A 24725-nucleotide genomic window follows, 5' to 3' on the forward strand; every position below is an offset into this window, starting at 1 on the left:
CTAGTAGGGCGTTCATACCTGGCTTCGCGGCCGGTGGCCGCTTTTCCTCAGCTGTCGCTGGAAGCTTCCGCCGACTTCGCCGCCGCTTCCTTCACCATCGGCTCGAGCTCACCGCTCTGGTACATCTCGACGATGATGTCGCAGCCGCCGACCAGCTCACCGTTGATCCACAGCTGCGGAAAGGTCGGCCAGCTGGCGTACTTGGGCAGCTCGGCGCGGATGTCCGGGTTGTCCAGGATGTTGACGAAGGCGAAACGCTCGCCGCAGGCCATCAGGGCCTGCACCGCCTGGGCGGAGAAGCCGCACTGCGGCAGCTGCGGGGTGCCTTTCATGTAGAGCAGGATCGCGTTGTCGCCGATCTGCTGCTTGATGGTGTCGAGGGTATCGCTCATGGGACGTCCTTTGGCGGGACGAGCGCGATCAAGGCGCTCGTCGCGTGGCTGCATGAAGTTTGACCGTGACGCTCATTCTACTGATGACTTGGCGCGAAAACACCCCTGCCCCGGCGATCGCCGCCCCACGCCTGCGCGGTGCCGCCACCGCGAGCCATTGCGCGGCTGCGGGGGGCTGGTTAGGATGAAGGATCTCGCACGAACCGGCAGGCAGCCAAGCCGGTGACGGCGCCGTTCAGCGAACCGTTCAAACGGCCTTTCGCTCGCGGCGCTTTTTTCTTTGCAGGCTCTCCCCGCGCGGGGCGCTGCCGCAGAATTAGGCCAAAACGAACGGGAACTGCCCATGAGCGCACGCCACTTTCTGACCCTGCTGGATCTCTCCCGCGACGAGCTCGCCTATCTGATTCAGCGCGCGATCAAGATCAAGCACGAACTGAAGACCCAGGGGCCGACCTACACCCCTTTCAGCAATCGTACCCTGGCGATGATCTTCGAGAAGTCCTCGACCCGTACCCGTGTCTCGTTCGAGACCGCGATGGCCCAGTTCGGCGGGCATGCGCTGTTCCTGTCGCCGCGCGATACCCAGCTAGGCCGCGGCGAGCCGATCGGCGACACCGCGCGAGTGCTCTCGGAGATGGTCGACGCGGTGATGATCCGCACCTTCTCCCACGATGGCCTCGAGACGTTCGCCGCCAGCAGCACCGTACCGGTGATCAATGCCCTCACCGATGACTACCACCCGTGCCAGCTGCTCGCCGACGTCATGACCTGGACCGAGTGCCGTGGCCCGGTCACGGGCAAGACCGCGGTGTGGATCGGCGACGGCAACAACATGTGCCACTCCTGGATCAACGCCGCCCGGCAGTTCGACTTCCAGCTGCGCATCTGCTGTCCGCAGGGCTACGAGCCGCGTCAGGACATTCTCGACGCCGCTGGTGATAACGCGCTGATCGTGCGCGACCCCGCCACGGCCGTACGCGGTGCCGACCTGGTGACCACCGACGTGTGGGCCTCGATGGGTCAGGAGGAGGAGCAGGCCAAGCGCGAGCGCGATTTCGACGGCTTCCAGGTCACCGAAGCGCTGCTCGACCAGGCCGCCGCCGACGCCATCTTCCTGCACTGCCTGCCGGCGCATCGCGGCGAAGAGATCAGCACCACCCTGCTCGACGACCCGCGCGCGGTGGTGTGGCAGGAGGCCGGCAACCGCCTCCACGCGCAGAAAGCACTGATCGAGTTCCTGCTGCTGGGCCAGGTTGCCTGAACCCAGGCGCCTGAACTCGATCGATTGAGCCAGGCGCCCCACCACGCTCTTCGCCGACGGGCCTGACGCCAGCGGGATGCCGGCTGCGCAGCGCAGCCGGTCATTCAGCGTTTCTTCGCCGTCTCTCTGCCGTCTATTCGCCCTGTGCCGCCCGCCGTGCCAGGCGACGTCGACGCGCCTGACGCCAGGCCAGCAGCGACACCGCAATCAGCGCGAGTGCCGCCAGCGCGCCCAGGGCCTGCCCCAGATCCCCGCTCAGGGCGGACTCCCCAGGACCACGAAAGCCACCCCATAAGGGCCCGTGGTCAGCAGTGCCACCGTGAGATAGATCGAGCGCGGCACGCCGGCCACCCCGAGGGCGTAATGCTTGATGAACATCGGCACACCCGGGACCAGCTTGATCAGGAAGGTCACTCGCCAGGCGCTGCGGCGATCTACATCGAGCGCCGCCAGGGCGGGGAAACGCCGCTGGAGCAGCTGACGCAGACGCGGCCGCAGGCGAGAGTGGGCGATGGCATAGCAGAGCAGCAGATTGCATAGCGTCGCCAGTGCGGCCACGGCGAGACCGCCGGCCACGCCGAAGCGCAGCCCGGCGATAATGAAGAAGGGAGTCATGGGGACGCCCAGCGCCGGCAGCACGATCATGGCGAGGGTGAACGGCAGCAGCTGCAGCTCTTCGAGCCAACCGCGGGGCACACCGCCGTAGGCCGCGAACAGCACACACAAAGCGACGCCGAGCCCCGCCGCCAGAGCCACCCGCCACCAGCGCCAGGCGCGTGTCATGGCATGGCGCCGTGGCGGCAGGGAGCGCGCGGGCGACGGCGGCAGCGGGTCGAGCATCATCGGGGGAAGCGGAATCGGCATGTGTCATGCCTCTCGATGGAAAGCGACAAGCATGACACCAGGATGACAGCCGACGGCGTCACTCGAGGTTGTCGAGCCCCTTCTCCGCCATCGCCACCGCGCGGAACAGCGCGCGGCGTTTGTTGAGCGTCTCTTGCCATTCGTCGTCGGGATCGGAGTCGGCGACGATGCCCCCGCCCGCCTGCACGTGCAGCTCGCCATCCTTGAGCACGGCGGTGCGGATGGCGATCGCCATGTCCATGTTGCCGTGCCAGGAGAGATAGCCCACCGCGCCGGAGTAGATACCGCGCTTGACCGGTTCGAGCTCGTCGATCACCTCCAGCGCGCGGATCTTGGGCCCCGGAGAGCGTGCCCGCAGGGAAGCGGTGGCGCGCGCACATCCATCGCCGACATGCCGCCGCGCAGCTTGCCGGTGACGTTGGAGACGATTGATGACGTGGGAGTAGCGCTCGATCGCCATGCGATCGGTCACCTCCACCGTCCCGGTCTGACTGATACGACCGATGTCGTTGCGCCCCAGGTCGATCAGCATCAGATGCTCGGCAATCTCCTTGGGATCGGCCAGCAGCTCCTCCTCCAGCGCCTTGTCCTCGGCCGGCGTGGTGCCGCGCGGGCGGGTGGCCGATCGGCCGCACCGTGACTTCATCACCCTCCAGCCGGGTCAGGATCTCCGGCGAGGCGCCGATCACGTGGTGATCGTCCAGGTTGAGGAAGAACATGTAGGGCGACGGATTGAGGCTGCGCAGGGCGCGGTAGAGATCCAGCGGCGGCGCCTGATAGGGAATCGACATGCGCTGGGAGGGCACACACTGCATCAGATCGCCGGCCAGCACGTACTCCTTGATACGTGCCACCGCCTCCTTGTAGCCCTGCTCGCTGAAGCTGGCGTGGAAGTCGTGCTCGGCCACGTCGTTGCGCCCGGTGCCCGGGCTCAGGGTGTTGAAGGTCGCGCTGCGCAGCTTGAGTTCGAGCGCTTCGAGCCGTTCCCAGGCCGAGGCCAGCGCATCGGCCTCCTCGGGGTCGGCGTGGGTCCATAGCTGCAGCCGGCCGGAGAGATTGTCGAACACCACCAGCTCGTCGCACACCATCAGCAGGATGTCGGGCACCCCGATCGGGTCGGGCTTTTCGGCGGCACGCTCGCTGCGCAGACGCGGCTCGATGTAGCGAATGGTGTCATAGCCGAAGTAGCCCACCAGACCGCCGTCGAAGCGCGGCTGATCATCCAGGTGCGGCACCTTGAAGCGCGCCTGGAACTGCTCGATCCAGGCCAGCGGATCGGCCACCTCGGCGACCCCATGCTGCTCGCCGTCGATCAAATGGCGCACGGTGAAACCGCGCACCTCGACGCGCTCGCGGCTGGGCAGGCCGATGATCGAATAACGCCCCCATTTCTCGCCGCCCTGTACCGATTCGAGCAGAAAGGTCCAGGGGGCATCGGCCAGCTTTAAATAGGTCGACAGCGGCGTATCCAGATCGGCGAGCACGTCGCGGGTCACGGGAATACGGTTGTAGCCGGCTTGCGCCAGCTCGGCAAAACGCTCGGGGGTCATCGTCATGAGACCGGGCTCCAACAGTGAAAATCAGCGACAGGCGGATACGACAATCGGGCTGACGGTCACCATCGCCAACGCTTGACGTGGCGCATCAGGGCGCTGGAACACACGGGGCGTCGGCTATCCGGTTGCATGTGGGGCTCGGTCCAGAGAAAAGGGGCGTGAAATGATGGCTCGCGGCCGGCGACAGCCAGGGTGAGACGCCGGTCGAAAAACCCTAAACGAGTTCCTGAAGCGATTCAACCAGACCGTCGGGGGCGCTCGTCGCCACCGGCTCGCCGTGGTTGTAGCCGTAGGGTACCGCCAGGGTACGAAAGCCGGCGCGCTTGCCCGCCTCGATGTCGTGACGCGAGTCCCCCACCATCAGGCAGTGCTGCGGGGCGATCTCGAAGTGTGCAGCCAGGTGCAACAGCGGCGCCGGGTGCGGCTTCTTCTCGGGCAGCGAGTCGCCGCCCAGGGTCAGTTGGAAATAGTCGCGCAGCGTCAGCGCCTCGAGGATTCGGATCGATGAAGGCCGCCGGCTTGTTGGTGATCAACGCCAGCACCAGGCCGCGGGCGGAGAGCCCTTCGAGCGCCTCGCGCACGCCGGGGAAGACCCGAGTGCGGGCACAGGGCGCGGCGCGATAGTGCACGAGGAAGCGCGCATGGGCGCGCGCAAGCGTCGCCGCGTCGGGCTCACTGCCACCCGCGTCCGCGAGCGCCCGGGCCACCAGCAGGTGCGAACCGTTACCGACCCAGTCGCGCACCTTGGCCTCGCCCGCGGGCGGCCACGCCAGGTCGCCCAGCATCGCGTCCACCGCTGCGGCGAGGTCGGGCACGGAGTCGATCAAGGTACCGTCGAGATCGAAGGCGATGAGGCGGATATCGTCGAGCAGGGGCAGCATCGTGTGAAGTCTCCAGAGGCGGCGCCGGAGCACCTTTCGCGGGTGCCAAGCGGCAGCGATGGGCGTATCCTACCGGCTATACTTTCGTCGAGTCGACCGGCCTTTTCGTGACTGTGATCCCTGCTGTAGCTCTCCGCCTCATCTTATCCATCACGGATTGCGTCATCCTGCTCCACCCCGCGCTCGCTCACCGTCTCGGCTCCGACCGCCCGGCAGCGACGTCGCTCGACGCCAGCGCAGACCCTTTTCCCTTCGTTTTCATCGCATCCGCAAGGAGTCTTCTGCCATGACCACACCGCGTATCGTGGTGGTCGGTGGCGGTGCCGGCGGCCTCGAGCTGGCGACCCGCCTGGGCCGCAAGCTGGGCAAACGCCAGCGCGCCGACATCGTGCTCGTCGACCGCAACCCCACCCACATCTGGAAACCGCTGCTGCACGAGGTCGCCACCGGCACCCTCGACTCGGGTCTCGACGAGGTCTCCTATCAGGGCCACTCGAAGCACAACGGCTACCGCTTTCAGCGCGGCACCCTGAGCGGCATCGACCGCGACGCCCGCACCATCACCCTGGAACCGATACACGACGCCGACGACGTCGTGGTGCTGCCGGCACGCCAGATCGCCTACGACTACCTGGTCCTATCGGTGGGCAGCGTCTCCAACGACTTCGGCACCCCCGGCGTGGCCAAGCACTGTCACTTCATCGACAGCCCGCAGCAGGCGGAGGAGTTTCGCCGCAACATGCTCAACACCTTCCTGCGCTACAGCGATCCGGAGCGGCGCACCCATCCCAAGCTGACCGTCGGCCTGGTCGGCGCCGGAGCCACCGGGGTCGAGCTCGCGGCGGAGCTGTTCGGCGCCTCGAAGATGCTGCACAGCTACGGTTTCACCGCCCTCGACAGCGGCAAGCTCGAGGTGCACCTGATCGAGGCGGCGCCGCGGGTGCTGCCGGCGCTGCCCGAGCGCATCAGCCGCGCGGTGCACGGCGAACTCGAACGCCTGGGGGTCAAGATCCATGTCGACACCCGGGTCACCGAGGCCAACGAGCACGGCTTCATCACCGCCGATGGCGAACCGCTGGCGACCGACCTGAGCGTATGGGCGGCGGGTATCCGCGCCCCGGCCTTCCTCTCCGAGCTGGGCCTCGCCACCGAGCGCAATCACCAGCTCAAGGTGCACCAGACGCTGCAGAGTCTCGACGACGAGCGCATCTTCGCCTTCGGTGACTGCGCCGCCTGCCCCCAGGCCGACGACAAACGGGTGCCGCCGCGGGCCCAGGCGGCTCATCAACAGGCGACCCACTGCTACCACAACCTGCGCGCGGCGATGGCCGGCAAGCCACTCAAGCCGTTCGTCTACCATGACCGCGGCTCGCTGATCTCGCTGGCGCATTTCGAGGCGGTCGGCAGCCTGATGCGCGGCACCTCGGCCCGCAGCCTGTTCATCGAGGGCCGGCTGGCGAAGCTGTTCTACGCCTCGCTCTACCGCATGCATCAGATGGCGATCCACGGCCTGTTCAAGACCGGCATGACGGTGGTCGTGGACGGGCTCAACCGTTACCTGCGCCCCAAGATGAAACTGCACTGAGAGGGGGTGCCCCGCGCTCGCTCAGTCGAGCCGGGGCTCGGGCCACCAGGCCGGCAGTAGCGCCCGCGCCCGCGGCTGGGCGAAACGGTCGTCGAGCAGTTCGATAACGCCGCGATCGCTGGCGGTGCGGATCACGCGCCCGGCGGCCTGCACCACCTTCTGCATGCCGGGATAGAAGTAGGCGTAGTCGTAGCCACTGCCTAGCAGCGTCTGCAGGCGTTCGCGCATCTGCTCGTTGACCGGATTGACCTGGGGCAATCCCAGCGTCGCGACGAAAGCCCCGATCAGCCGCTCGCCGGGCAGATCGATGCCCTCGCCGAAGATTCCGCCCAGCACGGCGAAGCCCACCCCTGCCCCGCCGCTTTCGAAGCGCGCCAGGAAGCTGGCCCGGGCGGCATCGTCCATGCGCGCCGCCTGGCGCCACTGCACCACCTCCGGGTGACGCTGGGCCAGGCGCTCGGCGACCTGCTCCAGATAGGCGAAGCTCGAGAAGAAGGCGAGATAGTTGCCGCGGCGCTGATGGAAGCGCGCGGCGATACGCGCCACCAGCGGATCGAGCGAGGCCGCGCGATGGGCGTAACGGGTCGATAGCCGGGTGGCGATGCTGACCTCGAGCTGGCCGGCGGCGAACGGCGAGCCCAACGCCAGCCAGGGGGCGCTGTCGGGCACCCCGAGCAGATCGCGGAAGTAGCCCTGGGGCGAGAGCGTGGCGGAGAACAGCGTGCCGCCATGGGCGGCGGTGAAGCGCGCGGCCAGAAACGGCGCCGGCATGACATTGCGCAGGGTCAGCGTCGCCCCGGCCCGGCGCTGGCGTCCGCGCGGCGGCTGTCGGGTCAGATCGCACAGCGAGTGGCTACCGAATGTCTCGGCCACCCGGCACAGATGCTGGGCCTCGAAGGAGAAGCGCTGCAGCTCGCCGTCCAGCGCGATCGGCTGCTCGCTCTGATACTCGACGATCCGCGATACCGCCTGCTGCAGCGCCGCAATCAGCTTGCCCGGCAGGTGCTCGAGCACGCGGTAATCGCGCTCGCCGTAAGCATCATCCAACTGCTCCGCCAGTTCCTGCCAGGCCGTGGCGACCCGCGCCAGCGGACGCTTGAGCGGCGCCGGCAACTGCGGCACCAAGCGCCGAAAGGCGGCGTGATCGAGGGTCGCGGTATACATGCCGCGACCGCGCTCGACCAGGTTGTGCGCCTCGTCCACCAGAATGCCCACTTGCCACTGCTGCTGCAGGGTCAGCGCGTAGAGCTGGGCGTGCAGATCGAAGTAGTAATTGACGTCGGCGACCACCACATCGGCCCAGCGCGACATCTCCTGCCCCAGGTAGTAAGGGCAGACCTGGTGTTCGAGGGCCACCGCGCGCAGACCGGCGCGATCGAGCCAGCCACGCTCGGCGGCTGCCGAGCGTGCCACCGGCAGGCGATCGTAGAAGCCCGCGGCGAGCGGACAGGCCTCGCCGTGGCACGCCTTGTCGAGATGCTCGCAAGCCTTCTCCCGCGCGGTCAGCGTGAGCACCCGCAGCGGCAGCGCCGGTGTCGCCTCACCCGAGACCGGTTCGGCGGGGGCCGGCGCCTGGGTGTCGGCGGCGGATGCGGCAGGCGGGCGCGCGCCGAGCTGCTCGAGGCTTCCAGCGCCAGCTGCTGGCCGGTATTGCGCGCGGTGAGAAAGAACACCCGGTCGAGCGGTTCGCCGGGCATCGCCTTGAGCATCGGGAACAGCGTCCCCAGCGTCTTGCCGATGCCGGTGGGCGCCTGCAGCAGCAGCCAGCGCCGTGTATGGGTGGCCTTGTAGACCGCCTCCGCGAGTTCGCGCTGGCCAGCGCGGAAGTCGGCGAACGGAAAGTTCAGCGCCACCAGCGCCGCGTCTCGCCGCCGCCGATGCGCCAGCTCCTGCTGGGCCCAGGCCAGAAAGCGCTGGCAGTGGGTCTCGAATACCTCGCGCAGCTCAGACGCGCTGCATTGCTGGCTGAGCGGCGTCTCGCGCTGGCTGGCGATATCGAAATAGACCAGGGTCACGGTGAGCTGGTCGAGCCCCCGCGCCAGACATAGCAGATGACCGTAGACCTGAGCCTGGGCCCAGTGCAGGGCGCGCTGGTTGGCCGGCTGGCGCGCCAGATCGCCGCGGTGGGTCTTGATCTCCTCGAGCCGGTTGGCATCGGGATCATAGCCGTCGGCACGCCCGCGCACCTCCAGATGCGCGTAGTGCCCGACGAGGACCACCTCACGCTCGTAGCGCTCGCCGCGACGCTCGCTCACCACCCGGTGGCCGGCGATGCCCTCCTGGGCCGAAGGCGATGGCGTGAAGCGCAGATCGAGATCCCCCGCCTTGGCCGAGAACTCGCACAGGGCGCGCACCGCGATACGGTAACTCACGCCGAGCGACCGCCCGGAGCGCCCGCCAGCGGCACGCCGCCATCCTCTGCCGTCGCGTCCGGCCCGCTCGCTGCGGCGTCCAGGCTCTGCTCCTCCCAGCTGACATAGCAGACGCTGACCGGCATGGCGTGCTCGGCGCAGAAAGCGAGCCAACGCTTCTGGTTGTCCTGCAGGCGGTCCCCGGGTCCCTTCACCTCGATCATGCGGTAGCGCGCCTCACCCGGCCAGAACTGGATCAGATCCGGCATACCGGCACGATTGGCACGAATATCGCCGAGCAGACGCTCGAACCACAGCCGCAGGTGGCGCGCGGGAATGCACGTCAGCGCCAGCGTCAGGGTGCGCTCGTCGAGCGCGCTCCAGGCGACGAACGGCGACTGGATACCGTACTTGTCGCGAAAGCGCTGGCGCACGATGTCGCCATAGTCGCCACGCTCCAGCGCCGCCAGGCAGGCCGTGAACAGCGCCTGGCGGCGGGCGTGGAAATCCTCGTCGAAGAGATCCGCCGGCCCGCTATGAAACGGGTGGAAGAAGGCGCCGGGCAGCGGCGCGAAGATCGCCTCCCAGCAGAGCAGACCGAAGAGCGCATTGATCAGGGTGTTCTCGACATAGATCACCGGCGCCTCGTCGCGGCTCAGATGCGCCGCCACCGCGCCCTCGACCCAGCCGCTACGCGACAGCGTCAGTGTGATGCGCTCGGGCTCGGCCGGCACTGCGGTGTCGCGCCGCGGCAGTCCCAGCTTGCGCCGCAGACGCGGTACGATGCGCCCCAGCGCCTGGGCCTCGGCGGCACTCACCGGCGCGGCCTCGGCACGCTGGGCCAGTTGCCAGGCATCGTCGAAGCGTGCCAGGCGTTCGAGCACCCGAACCCGGCGTAGACGCGCTTCCGGCGCGGTACTGTCGTGGTAGAGCGCCAGCGCCTGCTGCAGCTCGCCCTGGCGCTCGCTGCGATAGGCGAGCTTGTAGAGCAGCCGGCCACGGCGCCGCTCCAGCCAGGGGTTGTCGAAGGGCTCACGCGAGATCTCGGCGAGCAGGTCAGCCAGCGGCTCGTCGGCGTCGAAGCGCTCGCGGCAGCGATGCAGATGGTAGTAAGCCTCCAGTTCACCGCGCCGCGAGAAGGCCCGTGACGCTGCCGCCAGGGGAACGGACTCGAAGCGGTAGACGCCCAGATCCGCGAGCACGAACTCCGACCACTGCTGACGCAGGTTACCGAAGAACATCAGCCGGAAGCGCTCGCCGAGGGCATCGACGGTCAACCGGTAGTGGGTATCGTCGAGGCTCGGCAACCATGCCGGCAACGCTCGCGGCGCCGGCGACTCGGCCGCCAGCGCCTCGCGCCAGGCCGTCTTGCCCGTGCTGCGCGAAAGCCCCAGCTCGGCCAGCCACGGCGCCAGGTCGGCGGCAAGCTCGCTTTTGGTCGTCAAGGCGAAGAGTGCCGGCAGCGCCAGCTCGGCATCGGTCTCGACCCAGCCGGCAGCGATCAGCGGCGCCGCCGCCGTTTCCGTATCACCGATCTCGGCATAGCACAGCCGGCTGGCGCGGAAGTCGACGCCCTTGCGCATCACCATGCGCACCAACAGCGCCCGGGACGGCCGCGGCAGCGCCTCGAAGGTAGCGATGAAGTCACGCTCCTCGGCCGACAACAGGTCGGCGTAACGCGACCCGAGCCAGTCGAGCACGGTGTGGAAATTGGCCAGGTAGTAGAACGGGTCGTCGAGCGTGGGCAACGCCATAGGGGAGTATCGCATGGAGAGTGGCGAGTGAACTGGCTAAGCATACAGGTTCCGGCCTCGCCATCGAAGTCGCCTCGGCGCCATCCGGTTCGGCGGCGAGCGCTCGAAGCGTATGCCTATCTGGGCTAACCTCGGGGTCTGAGCGGGCCGACGCAATACCGCGATACCGGGTGGCGGCGCCCCGCTCCTCTTCGTTCTCCACCTCGGCCATCGTCCCCGGGCCAGCCACTGCCGGAGTGCCTCATGCAGCATTTCTACAACGCCGCCGACACCCTGATCGATGACGTCCTCGCCGGCGTCAGTGCACTGACGGACGTGCGTATCGCCGAACCCAGCCAGCATCTACGCATTCTGGTCCGCGCCGACTGGGATCGCGAGCACCACGGGCGTGACCAGGTCGCCCTGCTCTCCGGCGGTGGCGGCGGCCACGAGCCGGCCCACGCCGGCTTCATCGGCGAGGGCATGCTGACCGGCGCGGTGGTCGGCGGGCTGTTCGCCTCGCCCAGCGTCGATGCGGTGCTCGCCGCGATTCGTGAGGTGTGCGGCGCAGCCGGCTGTCTGCTGATCGTCAAGAACTACACTGGCGACCGGCTCAATTTCGGCCTCGCCGCCGAGCAGGCACGCCAGGAGGGCCTGGCGGTGTCGATGGTGATCGTCGGCGACGATATCGCCCTGCCCGACTCCCCCCAGCCGCGCGGCATCGCCGGCACACTGATCGTGCACAAGCTGGCCGGCTGGCTGGCGGCGCAGCAAATGCCGCTGGAGACCTTGAGCGAGCGCGTCGATGCCGCCCTGCCGCGAATCGCCTCGCTGGGGCTGGCGCTCTCCCACGCCGCCCGCCCGGGCGAGGCGAAAGCCCCCTGTGCCCCCGAGCTGGGCCTGGGCATTCACAACGAGAGCGGCGTGCGCCGGGTCGATCCGGAGAGCGCCAGCGAGGCGGTGGAGACCCTGTTGGCACCGCTCACCGAGGCGCTCGCTGCGCGCGGCTACGCGCCGCCCTACGTCGCCCTGCTCAACAATCTGGGCGGCGCCGCCGAACAGGAGATGCAGGTGCTCGCCGCCAGCCTGCTGGTCAACCGCCGCGGGCTCGCGCTCTCCGGAATGATCGGGCCGGCTACACTGATGACCTCGCTCGACATGCAGGGCTTCTCGATCACCCTGGTGGCGGCCGACGACGATCTCTCCCAGGCCCTCGACGCACCGACCGACGCGCCCGCCTGGCCCGGACTACGCACGCCGTGCGCCCCGGCCCGCTTCACGCCCCAGGTCAGTGAGACAACTGTGCCCGAGCATGTCGAGCGTGACGCCACGGTGGAGACCCTGCTGCGCGCGGCGATCGCGGTATTGCGCGACTCGCGCCAGGCCCTCGACGACCTGGATGCCCGCAGCGGCGATGGCGATGCCGGCACCAGCCTGGCCAGCGGCGCCGAGGCCGTCGCCCGACGTCTTGACGCCGGCCAGTTGGAGAGCGCACGGCCCGGTGCACTGTTCGGCGCCATCGGGGCCTGCCTCGCCCGCGACATGGGCGGCTCCAGCGGCGTACTGCTGTCGATCCTGTTCACCGCAGCGGGGGCCGAGCTGGCCGACGGCGACGATCTCGCCGCGGCGCTGGCGGTGGGCATCGAGCGCATGCAGCGCTACGGCGGCGCGGCGCAGGGCGACCGCACCCTGCTCGATGCGCTGATACCGGCGGTGGAGACACTGCGCGAGGGCGGCGATCTGACCCTGGCGGCCGAGCGCGCACGGGAAGGTGCCGAGGCCACGGCGACGATGGCGCAAGCCCGCGCCGGGCGCTCCGCCTATCTGCCGGAGAGCGCCCTGCAGGGGGTGACCGACCCCGGGGCCGAGGCGGTGGCAAGGGTACTGCAGGCGCTGGCCGAGGCCTGAGCGCGCGGGCTTTTGATCTGGCGCCCGATGCCGCGCTCTGGCTCATGCCGCCCGATGCCGCGCTCTGTCCATGGCGCCCGGTTTTCACAGCCGCTGGACGATGTGGGCTTATCCGGCGGCAGGGCGTCGCGAGGGCGCTGTGAACCCCTCCCTGGGCGCTACCTTTGCCATCCCTGGCAAAGGACCCTCGCTTTGCCCTGCCCCCGGCGCCCATCATCAGAGGGGGTGGAAATGGTCTCTAAGGCGCCCGAAACTGTGCCTCAGGCGTCGAGATCAGCCTTGAGTTCTCGCCATAGCTGACGGTAGGCCAGGGTCGCGCGGCTGCGCGGCGCCAGGTCGGCCAGCGGCTGGCATTCGAGACTCATGCGTTCGACGTCGCTGGCATAGGGGATCCAACTGCGCATGGGCCGGCCGAGGGCCGCCGGCGGTGAATCGAGCCAGTCGCGGTGCAGGGTGCGCCGCCGGTCGACCAGATTGAAGAAGGGCGAGAGCCGCTCACGCTGGCGCTTCTTGAGATCGAGATGGTCGAGCATGCGCGAGAACGCCTGCACCGAGAGCGGGCTGGGGATAGTGGGTACCAGGATGCGGTCGGCGGCACGGATCAGCTGCTCGGCCAGTGTCGACAGCCCCGGCGGACAGTCGAGGATCATCAGCCCGTACTCCTCGCCGAACGGCTCGATCAGCCGCTTGAGATGCTTGTCACCATCGGCGCTGGCGTCGAGCAGGCGGTCCAGCTCGCGCAGGCGGATATCCGCCGGCAGCAGGTCGAAGCGCTCCCACGGGGTGTGCTGCACCTGCTCGCCGAGCGGCGACTTGCCGGCGAGCAGCTTGGAGACCTTCTTGCTCAGCCCGCTCTCGCCGCCCAGCACCCAGGTCGAAGCCCCCTGGGCGTCGAGATCCCACAACAGCACCGGCACTCGGTCAAGATTGGCCTCCCGGGCCAGATTGACCGCCGCCGAGGTCTTGCCTACTCCGCCCTTCAAATTGTGCAGCGCCACGACCTTCATGCTCTCGACCACCCGACGTTAACAGAAAGTTACATTCTACGGATTGGACGTCTCGGAGATAATGACAGTTCGATGACAATCGCCCTCGTGCTGTGCCAGCCAGCGCCGTTTCTGGACCGCGCCCAGGCGTTTGATCGCCGCCTCGCGCTTGAGCGCCTCACTCTGGCTCCCCACCTGCTCGACGTGACGCAGCGTCAGCGGCCCGCGCCCGCGCAGCGCGCGTGCCCCCTTGCCACGACTGTGCTCGGCGAAGCGCCGCGCGACGTCGGTGGTGATGCCGGTATAGAGCGCACCAGCGGCGGTCTCGATCAGATAGAGATACCAGGGGCGGTCGGCGCCCCCCGCCTCGCGGCCGCACTCGCTCACTGCTGCCAAACCCTCAATCCAGGCTGGCGAGGGCGCTACGCATCTCGCCGATCACGCCATCGTAGCGATTCGGGTCGTCGAGGCTGCGCGCCTTGAAGAATCGCCGAGCCGGAGACGAAGGTATCCGCGCCGGCACGCGCGATCTCGGCGATATTCTGCGGCGACACCCCGCCATCGATCTCCAGTCGAATCGGCAGCCCGCTGGCATCGATTCGGCGCCGCGCCTCTTGCAGCTTGTCGAGCGCGGCGGGGATGAACGACTGGCCACCGAAGCCGGGGTTGACGCTCATCAGCAGGATCATGTCGAGCTTGTCCATCACGTAGTCGAGATAGGAGAGCGGCGTGGCCGGGTTGAATACCAGCCCGGCCTTGCAGCCACGGCTCTTGATCAGCTGCAGCGAACGATCGATATGCTCCGAGGCTTCCGGATGGAAGGTGACGTAGCTGGCCCCGGCGTCGATAAAGTCGCCGATGAGCTGATCCACCGGCTTGACCATCAGGTGACAGTCGATCGGCGCGGTCACGCCGTGCTTGCGCAGCGCCTCGCACACCATGGGGCCGATGGTCAGATTGGGCACGTAGTGGTTGTCCATCACGTCGAAGTGGATCATGTCGGCGCCGGAGGCCAGCACATCGTCCACCTCCTGCCCCAGGCAGGCGAAGTTGGCGGAGAGAATCGAGGGGGCAATCTTGAAATCACGCATATGACGCAGCGTCCTGGCAGTGATGGGCGTGGGCATGGATCCGAGTATGCCTGCATTCTAGCAGCCCTCGGCGCCGCTGCGGTTAGCCGATCGTGCGCCCACGGGCTATGCTCGGCCAGACACCGCGGCGGATGGGCCATCCGTCGGGGCTGACGGTCTTGCTGCCTCTATCTGGATCCCTACCTCCAGAGCCCTAACCGATCGGCAGCCAGACCCAGACCACAATCAAAAACAGCATCAGGATCAGGAGCCCTCCCATGTCCTCACGCGTTCGCCCGACCGGTCCGGCGCTGGCTATCGATCAGCCTCTCCACGCTCTATCTGGGCATCGCGCCACTGGCGCAGGCCGATTCGGCGATCCTCGAGGGCGAGCGTTTTCATCCGCAGGTGGGGGAGCACGGCATGGTCGCGACCAGCCACTACCTGGCCTCGCAGATCGCCCACGACGTGCTCGCCAAGGGCGGCAATGCGGTGGACGCTGCGGTCACCGCCGGCTTTGCGCTGGCGGTGACCCAGCCGCGCTCGGGCAATATCGGCGGTGGCGGCTTCATGCTGATCTCCGACGAGCAGCGCGACGAGGTGATCGCCATCGACTACCGCGAAAAGGCGCCCGCGGCGGCCTATACGACGATGTTCCAGAACGATCAGGGCGAGGCGGTGCCGCAGCTCTCGCGCTTCACCCACAATGCTGCCGGCGTACCCGGCACGGTGGCCGGCCTGGCACTGGCGCTGGACAAGTACGGCACCCTGAGTCTGGCCGAGGCGCTGGCCCCGGCGATCACGCTGGCCGAAGAAGGCTTCGAGGTGCCACCGCGCTTCGCCGAAGGGCTGGCACAGGCCCAGGATCGCCTCAAGCAATGGGACGCCACGCGCAAGGTCTTCTACAAGCCCGACGGCTCGAACTACCAGGCCGGCGAGCTGTTCCGCCAGCCCGATCTCGCCGCCACGCTCAAGCGCATCGCCGCCCAGGGCCCGCGCGAGTTCTACGAGGGCGAGACGGCGCGCCTGATCAGCGCCGAGATGCAGCGCCACGGCGGCCTGATGACCGCCCAGGATCTGGCCGACTATCAGCCCACGATTCGCCAGCCCGTGCACGGCAACTATCGCGGCTACGATGTCTACGCCATGAGCCCGCCCTCCTCCGGCGGCGCGCACATCGTGCAGATGCTGAACATTCTCGAGGGCTACGATATCCACGCCATGGGCTTCAACTCGGCGCGCACCATTCACCTGATGGCCGAGGCGATGCAGCGTGCCTACGCCGACCGCGCCGAATACCTGGGTGATCCCGATTTCGTCGACGTGCCGCTGGCCGGGCTGACCTCGCCGGGCTACGCCAACGAGCTGCGCGCCGAGATCCCCCTCGACCACGCCACCCCGAGCGCCGAGATCGCCGCCGGCAACCCGCTACCCTACGAGTCCAACGAGACCACGCACTTCTCGATCGCCGACGACAGCGGCCTGGCGGTCTCCAACACCTATACCATCAACTTCAGCTACGGCTCCGGCATCGTGGTCGACGGCGCCGGCTTTCTGCTCAACAACGAGATGGATGACTTCTCGGCCAAGCCGGGCGCGCCCAACGCCTACGGCCTGATCGGCGGCGAGGCCAACAAGATCGAGCCGCGCAAGCGCATGCTGTCGTCGATGACCCCGACCATCGTCAAGAAGGATGGCAAGAACTTCCTGATCACCGGCAGCCCCGGCGGCTCGCGCATCATCACCACCACGCTGCAGGTGGTCATGAACGTGATCGACCACGGCATGAACATCCAGAGCGCGGTGAGCGCGCCGCGTATCCACCATCAGTGGCTGCCCGACGAGATCCGCATCGAGGATGGCATCAGCCCCGATACCCAGGCGCTGCTCGAGGCGATGGGTCACACCCTCAGCCAGCAGGAGGCGATGGGCGCCGCGCAGTCGATCCTGATCGAACCCGACGGTACCTTCACCGGCGGCGCCGATCCGCGCCGCTCCACCTCCTCCGCCATGGGGCTGTGAATGCAGGCTCGGCGCGCCCCGGGTAGCCGGCGCTGATGGCACGCCGGCCGAGGTTGGCGATCCTGGTGCTCGCCCTGGCCGAGTGGTTCGGCACCTCGCTCTGGTTCACCCCCAACGCGGTGCTCGCCGAGCTGCGCCAGGCCTGGGCGCTGCAAGCGGATGATCTGGCCTGGCTCACCGGCGCAGTGCAGGTGGGCTTTCTGCTCGGCACCCTGGGGATCGGGCTCAGCGGGCTTGCCGACCGCCGCGACGCCAGCCGGGTGTTCGCCGCGTGCTGCGTGATCGGAGCCGCCAGCAATGCGGCGCTCACCTATGCCGATGGGCTGGGCCCGGCGCTGGCGCTACGCCTGATCACCGGCATGGCGCTGGCCGGCATCTACCCGGTGGGAATGAAGCTGATGGTGGGCTGGGCGCCCGAGCGCACCGGCGCGGCGCTGGCGTGGCTGGTCGGCATGCTGGTGCTCGGTACGGCGATGCCGCACCTGCTGGCGGCGCTGGATCTGCGCGGCGGCTGGCAGCTGACGCTGTGGCTGGCTTCACTGCTGGCACTGAGCGGCGGCGCCGGCGTGGCCTGGCTGGGGGAGGCACCACATGCCGGCCCGCGCCCCGCGCATCCGCGGCTGGGCGGGCTGGCGGCCTTTCGACTGCCCGAGTTCCGCCGCGCCGCCGGCGCCTACTTCGGCCATATGTGGGAGCTCTACACGCTGTGGGCGCTACTGCCGCTCTTGCTTCTGCACGCCCTGCCCGGGCTCTCCACCACCGACGCGGCACTCGTAAGCTTCGCCCTGATCGCGGTGGGCGCCCCCGGTTGCTGGCTCGGGGGCTGGCTTAGCCAGCGCCACGGCAGCCGGGCGGTGGCGCGCTGGGGCCTGGCCGGCTCGGCGCTGTGCGCCACGCTCTACGCCCTCACCGCCGGGATCCTGCCCACCGCGGCGCTGATCGTCCTGCTCGGTAGCTGGAGCCTGCTGGCCGTGATCGACTCGCCGCACTTCTCGGCGCTCTCGGCGCGCGCCTGCCCCGCCTCGCTGGTGGGCAGCGCGCTGACCCTGCAGAACGCCATTGGCTTCGCTATCTCGGCGCTCTCGCTGGGACTGCTGCTGCCGTGGCTGCCCCTGCTCGGCCAGTCGCTGGCCTGGCTGCTGCTGCCCGGTCCTCTGCTCGGCCTGCTGGCACTGGGCCGCCGCCGCAGCACTCAGGAATGCTGGCGGTAGCGTCCACGCGCGCGATACGCGGCGCTTATAGAAGGCCCGCGCATCGTTATATCCAAATGGCATACATGGACATATTGTAATTCCATATGGGTTTATTTAGCCTGCGGGTCTAGATCCGACAGACCCATATGACATAACGACTAGACAGACTCATAAGACAAGAGCACCGCGCGTCCGCGCGCGACAAGCCATCACCATTCAGGGAACCCATATGCTCCGACTCGCCTCGTCTCGCCGCTGGCTTGCCGCCTCCACCCTGGGTCTGGCCCTCGCCCTGGGCAGCATTGGCCCGGCACAGGCCGATCAGCCGCGCGAGCTGCTCAACGCCTCCTACGATATCGCCCGCGAGCTGTTCGCCGCAGTCAACCCCAAGTTCGTCGACTGGTGGCAGCAGCAGCACGACGAAAAGGTGAGCGTGAAGCAGTCCCACGGCGGTTCCTCGACCCAGGCGCGCTCGATCATGCAGGGCCTGCGCGCCGACGTGGTGACCTTCAACCAGGTCACCGACGTCAACGTGCTCGCCGACGCCGGGCTGGTGGCCAAGGACTGGCAGGCGCAGTACCCCAACCACGCCTCGCCCTACTACTCGACCACCGCCTTCCTGGTGCGCAAGGGCAACCCCAAGCAGATCGAAAACTGGGACGACCTGGCGCGCGACGACGTCGAGCTGGTGTTCCCCAACCCCAAGACCTCGGGCAACGGCCGCTACACCTACCTGGCCGCCTGGGCTTACGCCGATCAGGCCTTCGACGGCGACAAGGCCAAGATCGAAGCCTACATGAAGCGCTTCCTCGGCAACGTCGAGGTATTCGACACCGGTGGCCGCGGCGCCACCACCACCTTCGTCGAGCGCGGCATCGGTGACGTGCTGATCACTTTCGAGTCCGAGGTCAACAATATCCGCAGCGAGTATGGCCAGGATGGCTACGAGGTGGTGGTGCCGCCGGTGAGCATCCTCGCCGAGTTCCCGGTGGCGGTGGTCGAGGAGTACGCCGAACGCAACGGCAACCTGGATCTGGCCAAGGGCTACCTGGACTACCTCTATACCGAAGAGGCCCAACGCCTGCTCGCCGGTTTCAACTACCGGGTCAACGACGAGGCGGTGGCGGCGGAGTTCAGCGATCGCTTCCCGCAGACCGAGCTTTTGCGCGTCGAGGACGTCTTCGGCAGCTGGCCTGAGGCGATGAAGACCCACTTCGCCAGCGGCGGCGAGCTGGACCAGCTGCAGCGCCGATGATCGCCGCGACCCTGCGCCGGCAGGCCAGCCGCCGCGTCCTGCCGGGCTTCGGGCTCTCGCTAGGGGTGACGCTGACGTTCGTCTCGCTGATCCTGCTGCTGCCCCTGACCAGCCTGGTGGGGCAGCTGTCGCAGCTGAGCCTGTCGCAGTACTGGTTTCTGATCAGCGACCCGCGCATCCTCGCCAGCTACCGGGTGACCCTGCTCGCCGCGGCGGTGGCGGCGCTGTTCAACGCCGCCTTCGGACTGCTGATGGCGTGGGTGCTGGTGCGCTACGAGTTCCCCGGCAAGCGCCTGGTGGATGCGCTGATGGATCTCCCCTTCGCCCTTCCCACCGCGGTCGCCGGGGTCACCCTGGCGACGCTCTACTCCAGCCAGGGCTGGGTCGGGCGCTGGCTCGAGACGCTGGGCCTGCCGATCGCCTATACCTGGGTGGGCATCGCACTGGCCATGGCCTTCACCAGCATCCCGTTCGTGGTGCGCACGGTGCAACCGATCCTCGAGGATCTGCCGAGTGAGGTCGACGAGGCCGCGGTGACCCTGGGTGCCCGCGATGGCCACGCCTTCCGCCGGGTGATCCTGCCCCACCTCTGGCCGGCGCTGGTCACCGGCACCGGGCTCGCCTTCGTGCGCTCGCTGGGTGAGTTCGGCGCGGTGATCTTCATCGCCGGCGGCAAGCCGTTCGAAACCGAGATCACCTCGCTGATGATCTTCGTCAAGCTGCAGGAGTACGACTACGCCGGCGCCGCCGCGGTGGCCTCGATCGTGCTGGCGACCTCGCTGGCGCTACTGCTGCTGATCAACCTGTGGCAGGGCCGCTTCATTCGCCGCCTGCATGGAGGAGGAGCCTGATGATCCGCATCGGTGATGCCCCCGGCGTGCGCCGTCTGTTGATCGGCGTGGCGCTGGTGCTGACCGCACTGTTCCTGCTACTGCCGCTGGTGGCGATCTTCGCCCAGGCACTGATGGGCGGTATCGACCTCTACTGGCAGAACCTGAGCGACCGCTACACCCTGGCGGCGATCGGCCTGACCCTGCTGGTGACGCTGCTGACAGTGCCGATCAACCTGGTGTTCGGGGTCTTCCTGGCGTGGCTGGTCACCCGCTTCAGCTTCCCCGGGCGGCGCCTTTTGCAGACGCTGATCGATATTCCCTTCGCGGTCTCGCCGGTGGTCGCCGGGCTGGTCTATCTGCTGCTCTACGGCCGCAATGGCTGGCTCGGCGGCTGGCTCGACAGCTACGATATCCAGATCATGTTCGCCTGGCCGGGGATCGTGCTGGTGACGATCTTCGTCACCTGCCCCTTCGTCGCCCGCGAGCTGATCCCGCTGATGCAGGCCCAGGGCGCCCGCGAGGAGGAGGCCGCGGTGACCCTGGGCGCCTCCGGCTGGACGATCTTCCGCCGCGTCACGCTGCCCAAGATCCGTCACGCCCTGCTCTACGGCGCGATCCTCACCAATGCCCGTGCGGTAGGCGAGTTCGGCGCGGTCTCGGTAGTCGCAGGGGCGATCCGCGGACAGACCAACACCCTGCCGCTGCAGGTCGAACAGCTGTACCAGGACTATAATACCGTCGGTGCCTTCACCAGCGCTTCGCTGCTGGCGCTGCTGGCGCTGCTGACCCTGGCCGCCAAGGCGGCACTCGAATGGCGCGCCGCGCGCCGGGAGAGCCTCGCATGAGCATCCGTATCTCGCAGATCGACAAGACCTATGGCCATAAGGGCTCTGGGCGCACCCGCGCGCTGGCGCCGATCGACCTCGATATCCGCGATGGCGAGCTGATCGGTCTGCTAGGCCCCTCGGGGTCGGGCAAGACGACGCTGCTACGCATCGTCGCCGGTCTCGAGCAGGCCGATGGGGGCACGATCCACTTCGGCGAGCGCGAGGTCACCCAGGTGCACGTGCGCGAGCGCCGGATCGGCTTCGTCTTCCAGCACTACGCCCTGTTCCGCCACATGAGCGTGTTCGAGAACGTCGCCTTCGGCCTGCGCGCGCTGCCGCGGCGCCAGCGCCCGTCGAACGGCGAGATCCGCACGCGGGTCATGCAGCTTTTGGAGATGGTGCGGCTCGCAGCCTTCGCCGAGCGCTACCCGGCCCAGCTCTCCGGCGGCCAGCAGCAGCGCGTGGCGCTGGCCCGGGCGCTGGCGCTCAAGCCCGATGTGCTGCTGCTCGACGAGCCGTTCGGCGCGCTCGATGCCAAGGTACGCCAGGAGCTGCGCCGCTGGCTGCGCCACCTCCACGAGGAGCTCGGCTTCACCAGCCTGTTCGTCACCCACGACCAGGAGGAGGCGCTGGAGCTCTCCGACCGCGTGGTGGTCATGAGCAACGGCCGGGTCGAGCAGATCGCCACCCCGGACACCCTCTACCGCGAGCCGGCCAACCGCTTCGTGTTCGAGTTCCTCGGCGACGTCAACCGGCTCGAGGGCGATGTCGCCGAGGGCCGGCTGACCTGTGGCAATGCCAGCGTCAGCGTGCCAGGGGTCGAACCGGGCCGCCGCGAGCTGCTGCTGCGCCCCCACGAGGTGCATCTGGCCGAGCGCTCCATCCCCGCGGCGCACCTGCCGGTCACTGTGGCGTCGATCGTGCCGGTGGGCGCCGAAGTGCGCCTCGAGCTCGAGGCAGACTGGCTCGAGGAGCCGTGGCTGGCCAGCGTCAGCCACGCCGAGTTCGAGCGCCTGGGCATCGCCCGCGGACGGCGACTGTTCGCCCTGCCCAGCCGGCTGCACGGCTTCGATGCCGCCGGTGCGCAGAATGTCGCGCTGCCGGTCGGCTGAAGCGCTACGAGCGCCCGCGCAAGCCGTCTATACTGGGCTAGTCCTTCCCCGCAGATTCGAGAGGTAGTTATGCGTCAGTGGTTTGCGCTCAAATGCGTGGTGGTTCTAGGGGTGCTCGGCCTGCTCGCCGCCTGCGCCCAGAGCCCGCAGATACTCTCCGTGCAGCCGAAGGTGAGCGGCGGCTTTCCGCACACCGGCAGCGGCCAGACGGTGACCCTGAACGTGGTCGACGGGCGTGACGACAACGTCATCGGCACCCGCTCCGGCACCGCCTCGGCCACCTCGACCATCACCGTCGAAGCCCACGATGTGATCCCCAAGCTGCAGGCCCAGGCCGAGAACGCGCTGCGTAGCATGGGCTTCAATCCCACCACCCAGGAGAGCGGCGGCCCCTCGCTGACCCTGACCCTGTCGGAACTCGACTACGCCCGCGGCAGCGCCGACGAGCCGCTGCTCGGCGCCTCCCAGCTGCAGGCAATCATCACCGCCAAGGTGGAGAACGGCAGCAATACCTATACCGGCCGCTATACCGCCAAGCGCAAGCAGAGCTACGCCTTCAAGCCCGACTGGGACACCAACAATCGCATGGTCAGCGAGCTGCTCAGCAGCGCCCTGGACCGCACCTTCCGCGACCAGCAGCTGGCCAACCTGCTGGCACGCTGAACGCGCTACATCGTGAACGCCCTACATTGGGCACCCGCAAACATTGGCCACCCGCAAACGACGACGCCCGCAGCCGGAAGGCCGCGGGCGTCGTCGTTTGCAGCATGATCGGCATGGGTCGTCGGGGGAGCCGTCCCTCAGCGGCAGGGCCCACGTCGTACCAGATGCCACACCGTCTCGCAGGCCCCCTTGGCATCCGGCTCACCCGGGCCAGCCAGCCGCCGCAGGGCGAAGTTGGGCCCCAGCAGGCGCTCGACCTCATCGGCGTCGACGCTGTAGGGCGGCCCTCGCTCGCCGTCGGCATGGGTCAGGGTGACCAGCAGCCCCTGGGTGCCCGGCAGGAATAGTTGGGCCAGATGGTGGGCGTAACGCTGCCGCGTGGCACGCGCAGTGCGATCAGCGCGGCACGGTCGTAGAAGCCGCGAGCTCGGCCGCCTGCTCGACGTGAAAGCGGAAGAAGTCACCGCACCACAGTTCGATCCGCCCCTGGCGCACGCAGGAGAAACCGGCCTGGGCATAGCGCAGGGCCGGCAGTGCTCCCTCGCCGATGAACTGATCCACCGCCAGCGGCGACAGTTCCACCCCCAGTACCGGATACGCCTGTGCCGCCAGCCAGCGCATGTCATGGCTCTTGCCGCACAGCGGCACCAGCACCTTGGCGCCGGGTGCCAGCCCCAACCGCGGCCAGTGGTCTACCAGGGCAGCGTGAGGGGCATCACGATGAAACCCGATACGCCCCTCGCGCCAGCGTCTCAGCCAATCGATCTGCATCCGCCCCTGCCCTCTCTCTTCACCACCTGGCCCCAGGCCGCATCACCACCTGGCCCCAGGCCCCAGCGACGCCTGACCGGCGATCTCAGAACCAGCGGTCGCGCTTGCGCCGACGGCGCGGCAGATGCGGCACGATCAAGCCCAGGATCAGACCCGCCCCGGCGACCCCGCCGCCGTACATGAAGTAGCGCATCAGCAGATCCTCTTCCTGGGTATCCAGACGCGCCTGCATGTTGCGCATCTTGGTCTCCGCCTGGGAGTAGGCCTGGCTGAGCTGGTTGTTGCTCGCCTGCAGCTTGTCGACCTGCTGCTGGCGGCTGGCGAGTTCGCTGCGCAGGTCCGCCACGCGCTGGTTCCACTCGTCATCGATGCCGTCGAGGCGCTGGGTCAGACTGGAGACCTTGTCGCGTAAGGCCGGCAGCTGCTGCTGGGCGCTCGGCGAGTCCTGCACGAAGCGCGACTGGATCCAGACTTCGTCGCCATCGGGGCCGCGCACCTGGGTGTAGTCGCCCTGGGTCTGCAACACCGTGACCGGGTCACCGCTGTCGAGGGTGCCGACGATGCGGTAGCCATCGGTGGGGCCACTGCGCACGAAGGTGGGCAGCTTGTCGCTGACCCAGTGGTCGCTCTGCGCCGAGACACCGGCGGAGAACAAAAGCGCCGCGCCCACGGCGCAGCCCATCGCAACATTTCGCATTTTCAACATGTCGTCGTGATCTTAGTGGCTAATGGATAACGGTTCGGCTTCGTTCCACGCGACGATGAGCGGCCTCCGCGTCCTGCAGAGGCGTCGTTGGACCGCGGACGACGGGCGTCCACGGCGATTTTCCGGTTGCTCGCTGGCCATCCCCCACGTCTCTCGGAGAGACATCCACACTTTCTGTGGATAACGTTTGGGACAACTGGTTTCATGTCGTCGTCACACTCCGGTCATCCCGGCGCTGGCGACAGATTGGTGAATTTCTGATCAACGCCGACGCCTGCGCCAGGCTCGAGCTCAGCTATCCTCGCGCGGCGGCCACGCCATCGGGCGCGGGAATTCGGCGACATTGCCCTCGGCCTTGACCGCCTTGGCCACCCCGCCGCGCTCGACCTCGTCGATACGCACGATCGCGCTGTAGGGGATATAACTACGGCTGACGCCATCGAAGGTGCGCCGCAGCTTCTCGGCGCTGGGATCGACGACGACCTTCGATTGATCCTCGAAGACGAACGCCTCCACTTCGATGAATCCCCACAGGTCACTCTGAAAGATCTCGCGGGCGTAGAGTTCCCACACTTCCCCCTGATTGTGGAAGACCACCCGATAGACCGGCTTGGACGACATAGACGCAAGACTCTCCGACATCACGGCGCCGCGGCAGCACCAGCGCAGACCGGGTCGCAAATAGGCGCAAGGGTATCACAGCCGGATGGGCTTGCGAGCGCCACGGGTTGGCCGCCAGCCGCCGGCGGCCGTATA

Annotated in this window: 21 protein-coding genes and 4 pseudogenes; 10 read left to right on the forward strand and 15 right to left on the reverse strand. The window is 68.1% G+C overall.

Going from position 1 to position 24725, the window contains the following annotated elements:
* Positions 1–47 precede the first annotated feature (47 nt).
* Entirely contained in the window at positions 48–392 is a 345-nt protein-coding gene (gene grxD / locus CN538_RS18610; RefSeq protein ID WP_035471998.1) for a Grx4 family monothiol glutaredoxin, read from the reverse strand.
* A 343-nt stretch (positions 393–735) separates the two neighbouring features.
* Between grxD and argF the strand changes: the two genes are divergently transcribed.
* A complete protein-coding gene (gene argF / locus CN538_RS18615; RefSeq protein ID WP_106420394.1) occupies positions 736–1653 on the forward strand; it encodes an ornithine carbamoyltransferase in 918 nt (305 codons plus the stop codon).
* Between the two features lie 255 nt (positions 1654–1908).
* Here argF and CN538_RS18620 read toward each other — a convergent pair whose 3' ends face one another.
* The 5 genes and pseudogenes from CN538_RS18620 to CN538_RS25680 all read right to left on the reverse strand — a co-directional run.
* Positions 1909–2517 carry a VTT domain-containing protein gene (locus CN538_RS18620; RefSeq protein ID WP_106420395.1) on the reverse strand — a complete coding sequence of 203 codons (609 nt, stop codon included), beginning with the start codon at positions 2515–2517 and terminating at the stop codon, positions 1909–1911.
* A 58-nt stretch (positions 2518–2575) separates the two neighbouring features.
* Positions 2576–3163, reverse strand: a complete 588-nt coding sequence (locus CN538_RS26565) for an anthranilate synthase component I family protein (RefSeq protein WP_422917593.1) — start codon at positions 3161–3163, stop codon at positions 2576–2578.
* 37 nt (positions 3164–3200) lie between these two features.
* Positions 3201–4073 (reverse strand): annotated as a pseudogene (locus CN538_RS26570) (chorismate-binding protein); the annotation flags it as partial.
* 214 nt (positions 4074–4287) lie between these two features.
* Entirely contained in the window at positions 4288–4575 is a 288-nt protein-coding gene (locus CN538_RS25675; RefSeq protein ID WP_340638359.1) for an HAD-IA family hydrolase, read from the reverse strand.
* A 58-nt stretch (positions 4576–4633) separates the two neighbouring features.
* Positions 4634–4954: pseudogene (locus tag CN538_RS25680) on the reverse strand (HAD family hydrolase); the annotation flags it as partial.
* A 286-nt stretch (positions 4955–5240) separates the two neighbouring features.
* Between CN538_RS25680 and CN538_RS18635 the strand changes: the two are divergent.
* Positions 5241–6539 carry an NAD(P)/FAD-dependent oxidoreductase gene (locus CN538_RS18635; RefSeq protein ID WP_106420396.1) on the forward strand — a complete coding sequence of 433 codons (1299 nt, stop codon included), beginning with the start codon at positions 5241–5243 and terminating at the stop codon, positions 6537–6539.
* Between the two features lie 21 nt (positions 6540–6560).
* Here the strand turns inward: CN538_RS18635 and CN538_RS25685 are convergent, their stop codons facing one another.
* The 3 genes from CN538_RS25685 to CN538_RS18645 are packed head-to-tail and all read right to left on the reverse strand — an operon-like array spanning position 6561 to position 10644.
* Entirely contained in the window at positions 6561–8054 is a 1494-nt protein-coding gene (locus CN538_RS25685; protein WP_340638188.1) for an ATP-dependent DNA helicase, read from the reverse strand.
* On the reverse strand, positions 8042–8911 hold the full coding sequence (locus tag CN538_RS25690; protein WP_340638189.1) for a hypothetical protein: 870 nt from the start codon (positions 8909–8911) through the stop codon (positions 8042–8044). The genes CN538_RS25685 and CN538_RS25690 overlap by 13 nt, the downstream gene beginning before the upstream one ends.
* Complete coding sequence (locus CN538_RS18645) at positions 8908–10644, reverse strand: VRR-NUC domain-containing protein (RefSeq protein WP_106420397.1); 1737 nt, start codon at positions 10642–10644, stop codon at positions 8908–8910. Before CN538_RS18645 ends, CN538_RS25690 begins: the two co-directional genes overlap by 4 nt.
* A gap of 243 nt (positions 10645–10887) precedes the next feature.
* On the opposite strand from CN538_RS18645, the gene CN538_RS18650 reads away from it, so the two are divergent.
* On the forward strand, positions 10888–12531 hold the full coding sequence (locus tag CN538_RS18650) for a dihydroxyacetone kinase subunit DhaK (RefSeq protein ID WP_106420398.1): 1644 nt from the start codon (positions 10888–10890) through the stop codon (positions 12529–12531).
* Positions 12532–12791: 260 nt separating this feature from the next.
* On the opposite strand, the gene CN538_RS18655 is transcribed toward CN538_RS18650, so the two are convergent.
* The 3 genes and pseudogenes from CN538_RS18655 to rpe form a co-directional block, all read right to left on the reverse strand.
* Positions 12792–13538 (reverse strand): ParA family protein, encoded by a 747-nt coding sequence (locus tag CN538_RS18655; RefSeq protein ID WP_106420399.1) that lies wholly within the window; start codon positions 13536–13538, stop codon positions 12792–12794.
* Between the two features lie 36 nt (positions 13539–13574).
* Entirely contained in the window at positions 13575–13904 is a 330-nt protein-coding gene (locus CN538_RS18660; RefSeq protein ID WP_242495823.1) for a GIY-YIG nuclease family protein, read from the reverse strand.
* Between the two features lie 13 nt (positions 13905–13917).
* Positions 13918–14608 (reverse strand): annotated as a pseudogene (gene rpe, locus CN538_RS18665) (ribulose-phosphate 3-epimerase).
* A gap of 402 nt (positions 14609–15010) precedes the next feature.
* Between rpe and ggt the strand changes: the two are divergent.
* From ggt to CN538_RS18700, 7 genes are all read left to right on the forward strand, one after another.
* Entirely contained in the window at positions 15011–16609 is a 1599-nt protein-coding gene (gene ggt / locus CN538_RS18670; RefSeq protein ID WP_242495394.1) for a gamma-glutamyltransferase, read from the forward strand.
* Positions 16610–16644: 35 nt separating this feature from the next.
* Positions 16645–17820 carry an MFS transporter gene (locus CN538_RS18675; RefSeq protein ID WP_106420401.1) on the forward strand — a complete coding sequence of 392 codons (1176 nt, stop codon included), beginning with the start codon at positions 16645–16647 and terminating at the stop codon, positions 17818–17820.
* Between the two features lie 211 nt (positions 17821–18031).
* Positions 18032–19057, forward strand: coding sequence for a thiosulfate ABC transporter substrate-binding protein CysP (gene cysP, locus CN538_RS18680; protein ID WP_106420402.1), 1026 nt, complete (start codon positions 18032–18034; stop codon positions 19055–19057).
* Entirely contained in the window at positions 19054–19908 is an 855-nt protein-coding gene (cysT, locus tag CN538_RS18685) for a sulfate ABC transporter permease subunit CysT (protein WP_106420403.1), read from the forward strand. Before cysP ends, cysT begins: the two co-directional genes overlap by 4 nt.
* Positions 19908–20735 carry a sulfate ABC transporter permease subunit CysW gene (gene cysW / locus CN538_RS18690; protein WP_106420404.1) on the forward strand — a complete coding sequence of 276 codons (828 nt, stop codon included), beginning with the start codon at positions 19908–19910 and terminating at the stop codon, positions 20733–20735. The genes cysT and cysW overlap by 1 nt, the downstream gene beginning before the upstream one ends.
* Positions 20732–21829 carry a sulfate/molybdate ABC transporter ATP-binding protein gene (locus CN538_RS18695; protein ID WP_106420712.1) on the forward strand — a complete coding sequence of 366 codons (1098 nt, stop codon included), beginning with the start codon at positions 20732–20734 and terminating at the stop codon, positions 21827–21829. The genes cysW and CN538_RS18695 overlap by 4 nt, the downstream gene beginning before the upstream one ends.
* Before the next feature lie 69 nt (positions 21830–21898).
* Positions 21899–22492, forward strand: coding sequence for a YajG family lipoprotein (locus CN538_RS18700; protein WP_106420405.1), 594 nt, complete (start codon positions 21899–21901; stop codon positions 22490–22492).
* 137 nt (positions 22493–22629) lie between these two features.
* Here CN538_RS18700 and CN538_RS18705 read toward each other — a convergent pair.
* The 3 genes and pseudogenes from CN538_RS18705 to CN538_RS18715 form a co-directional block, all read right to left on the reverse strand.
* A pseudogene (locus tag CN538_RS18705) lies at positions 22630–23263 on the reverse strand (class I SAM-dependent methyltransferase).
* 85 nt (positions 23264–23348) lie between these two features.
* Entirely contained in the window at positions 23349–23969 is a 621-nt protein-coding gene (locus CN538_RS18710) for a TIGR04211 family SH3 domain-containing protein (RefSeq protein ID WP_164999665.1), read from the reverse strand.
* Between the two features lie 291 nt (positions 23970–24260).
* Positions 24261–24590 (reverse strand): DUF1820 family protein, encoded by a 330-nt coding sequence (locus CN538_RS18715; RefSeq protein WP_035469689.1) that lies wholly within the window; start codon positions 24588–24590, stop codon positions 24261–24263.
* Between the last annotated feature and the right edge of the window lie 135 nt (positions 24591–24725).

The organism is Salinicola tamaricis, from assembly GCF_003006155.1.
Taxonomy (GTDB): Bacteria; Pseudomonadota; Gammaproteobacteria; order Pseudomonadales; family Halomonadaceae; genus Salinicola; species Salinicola tamaricis.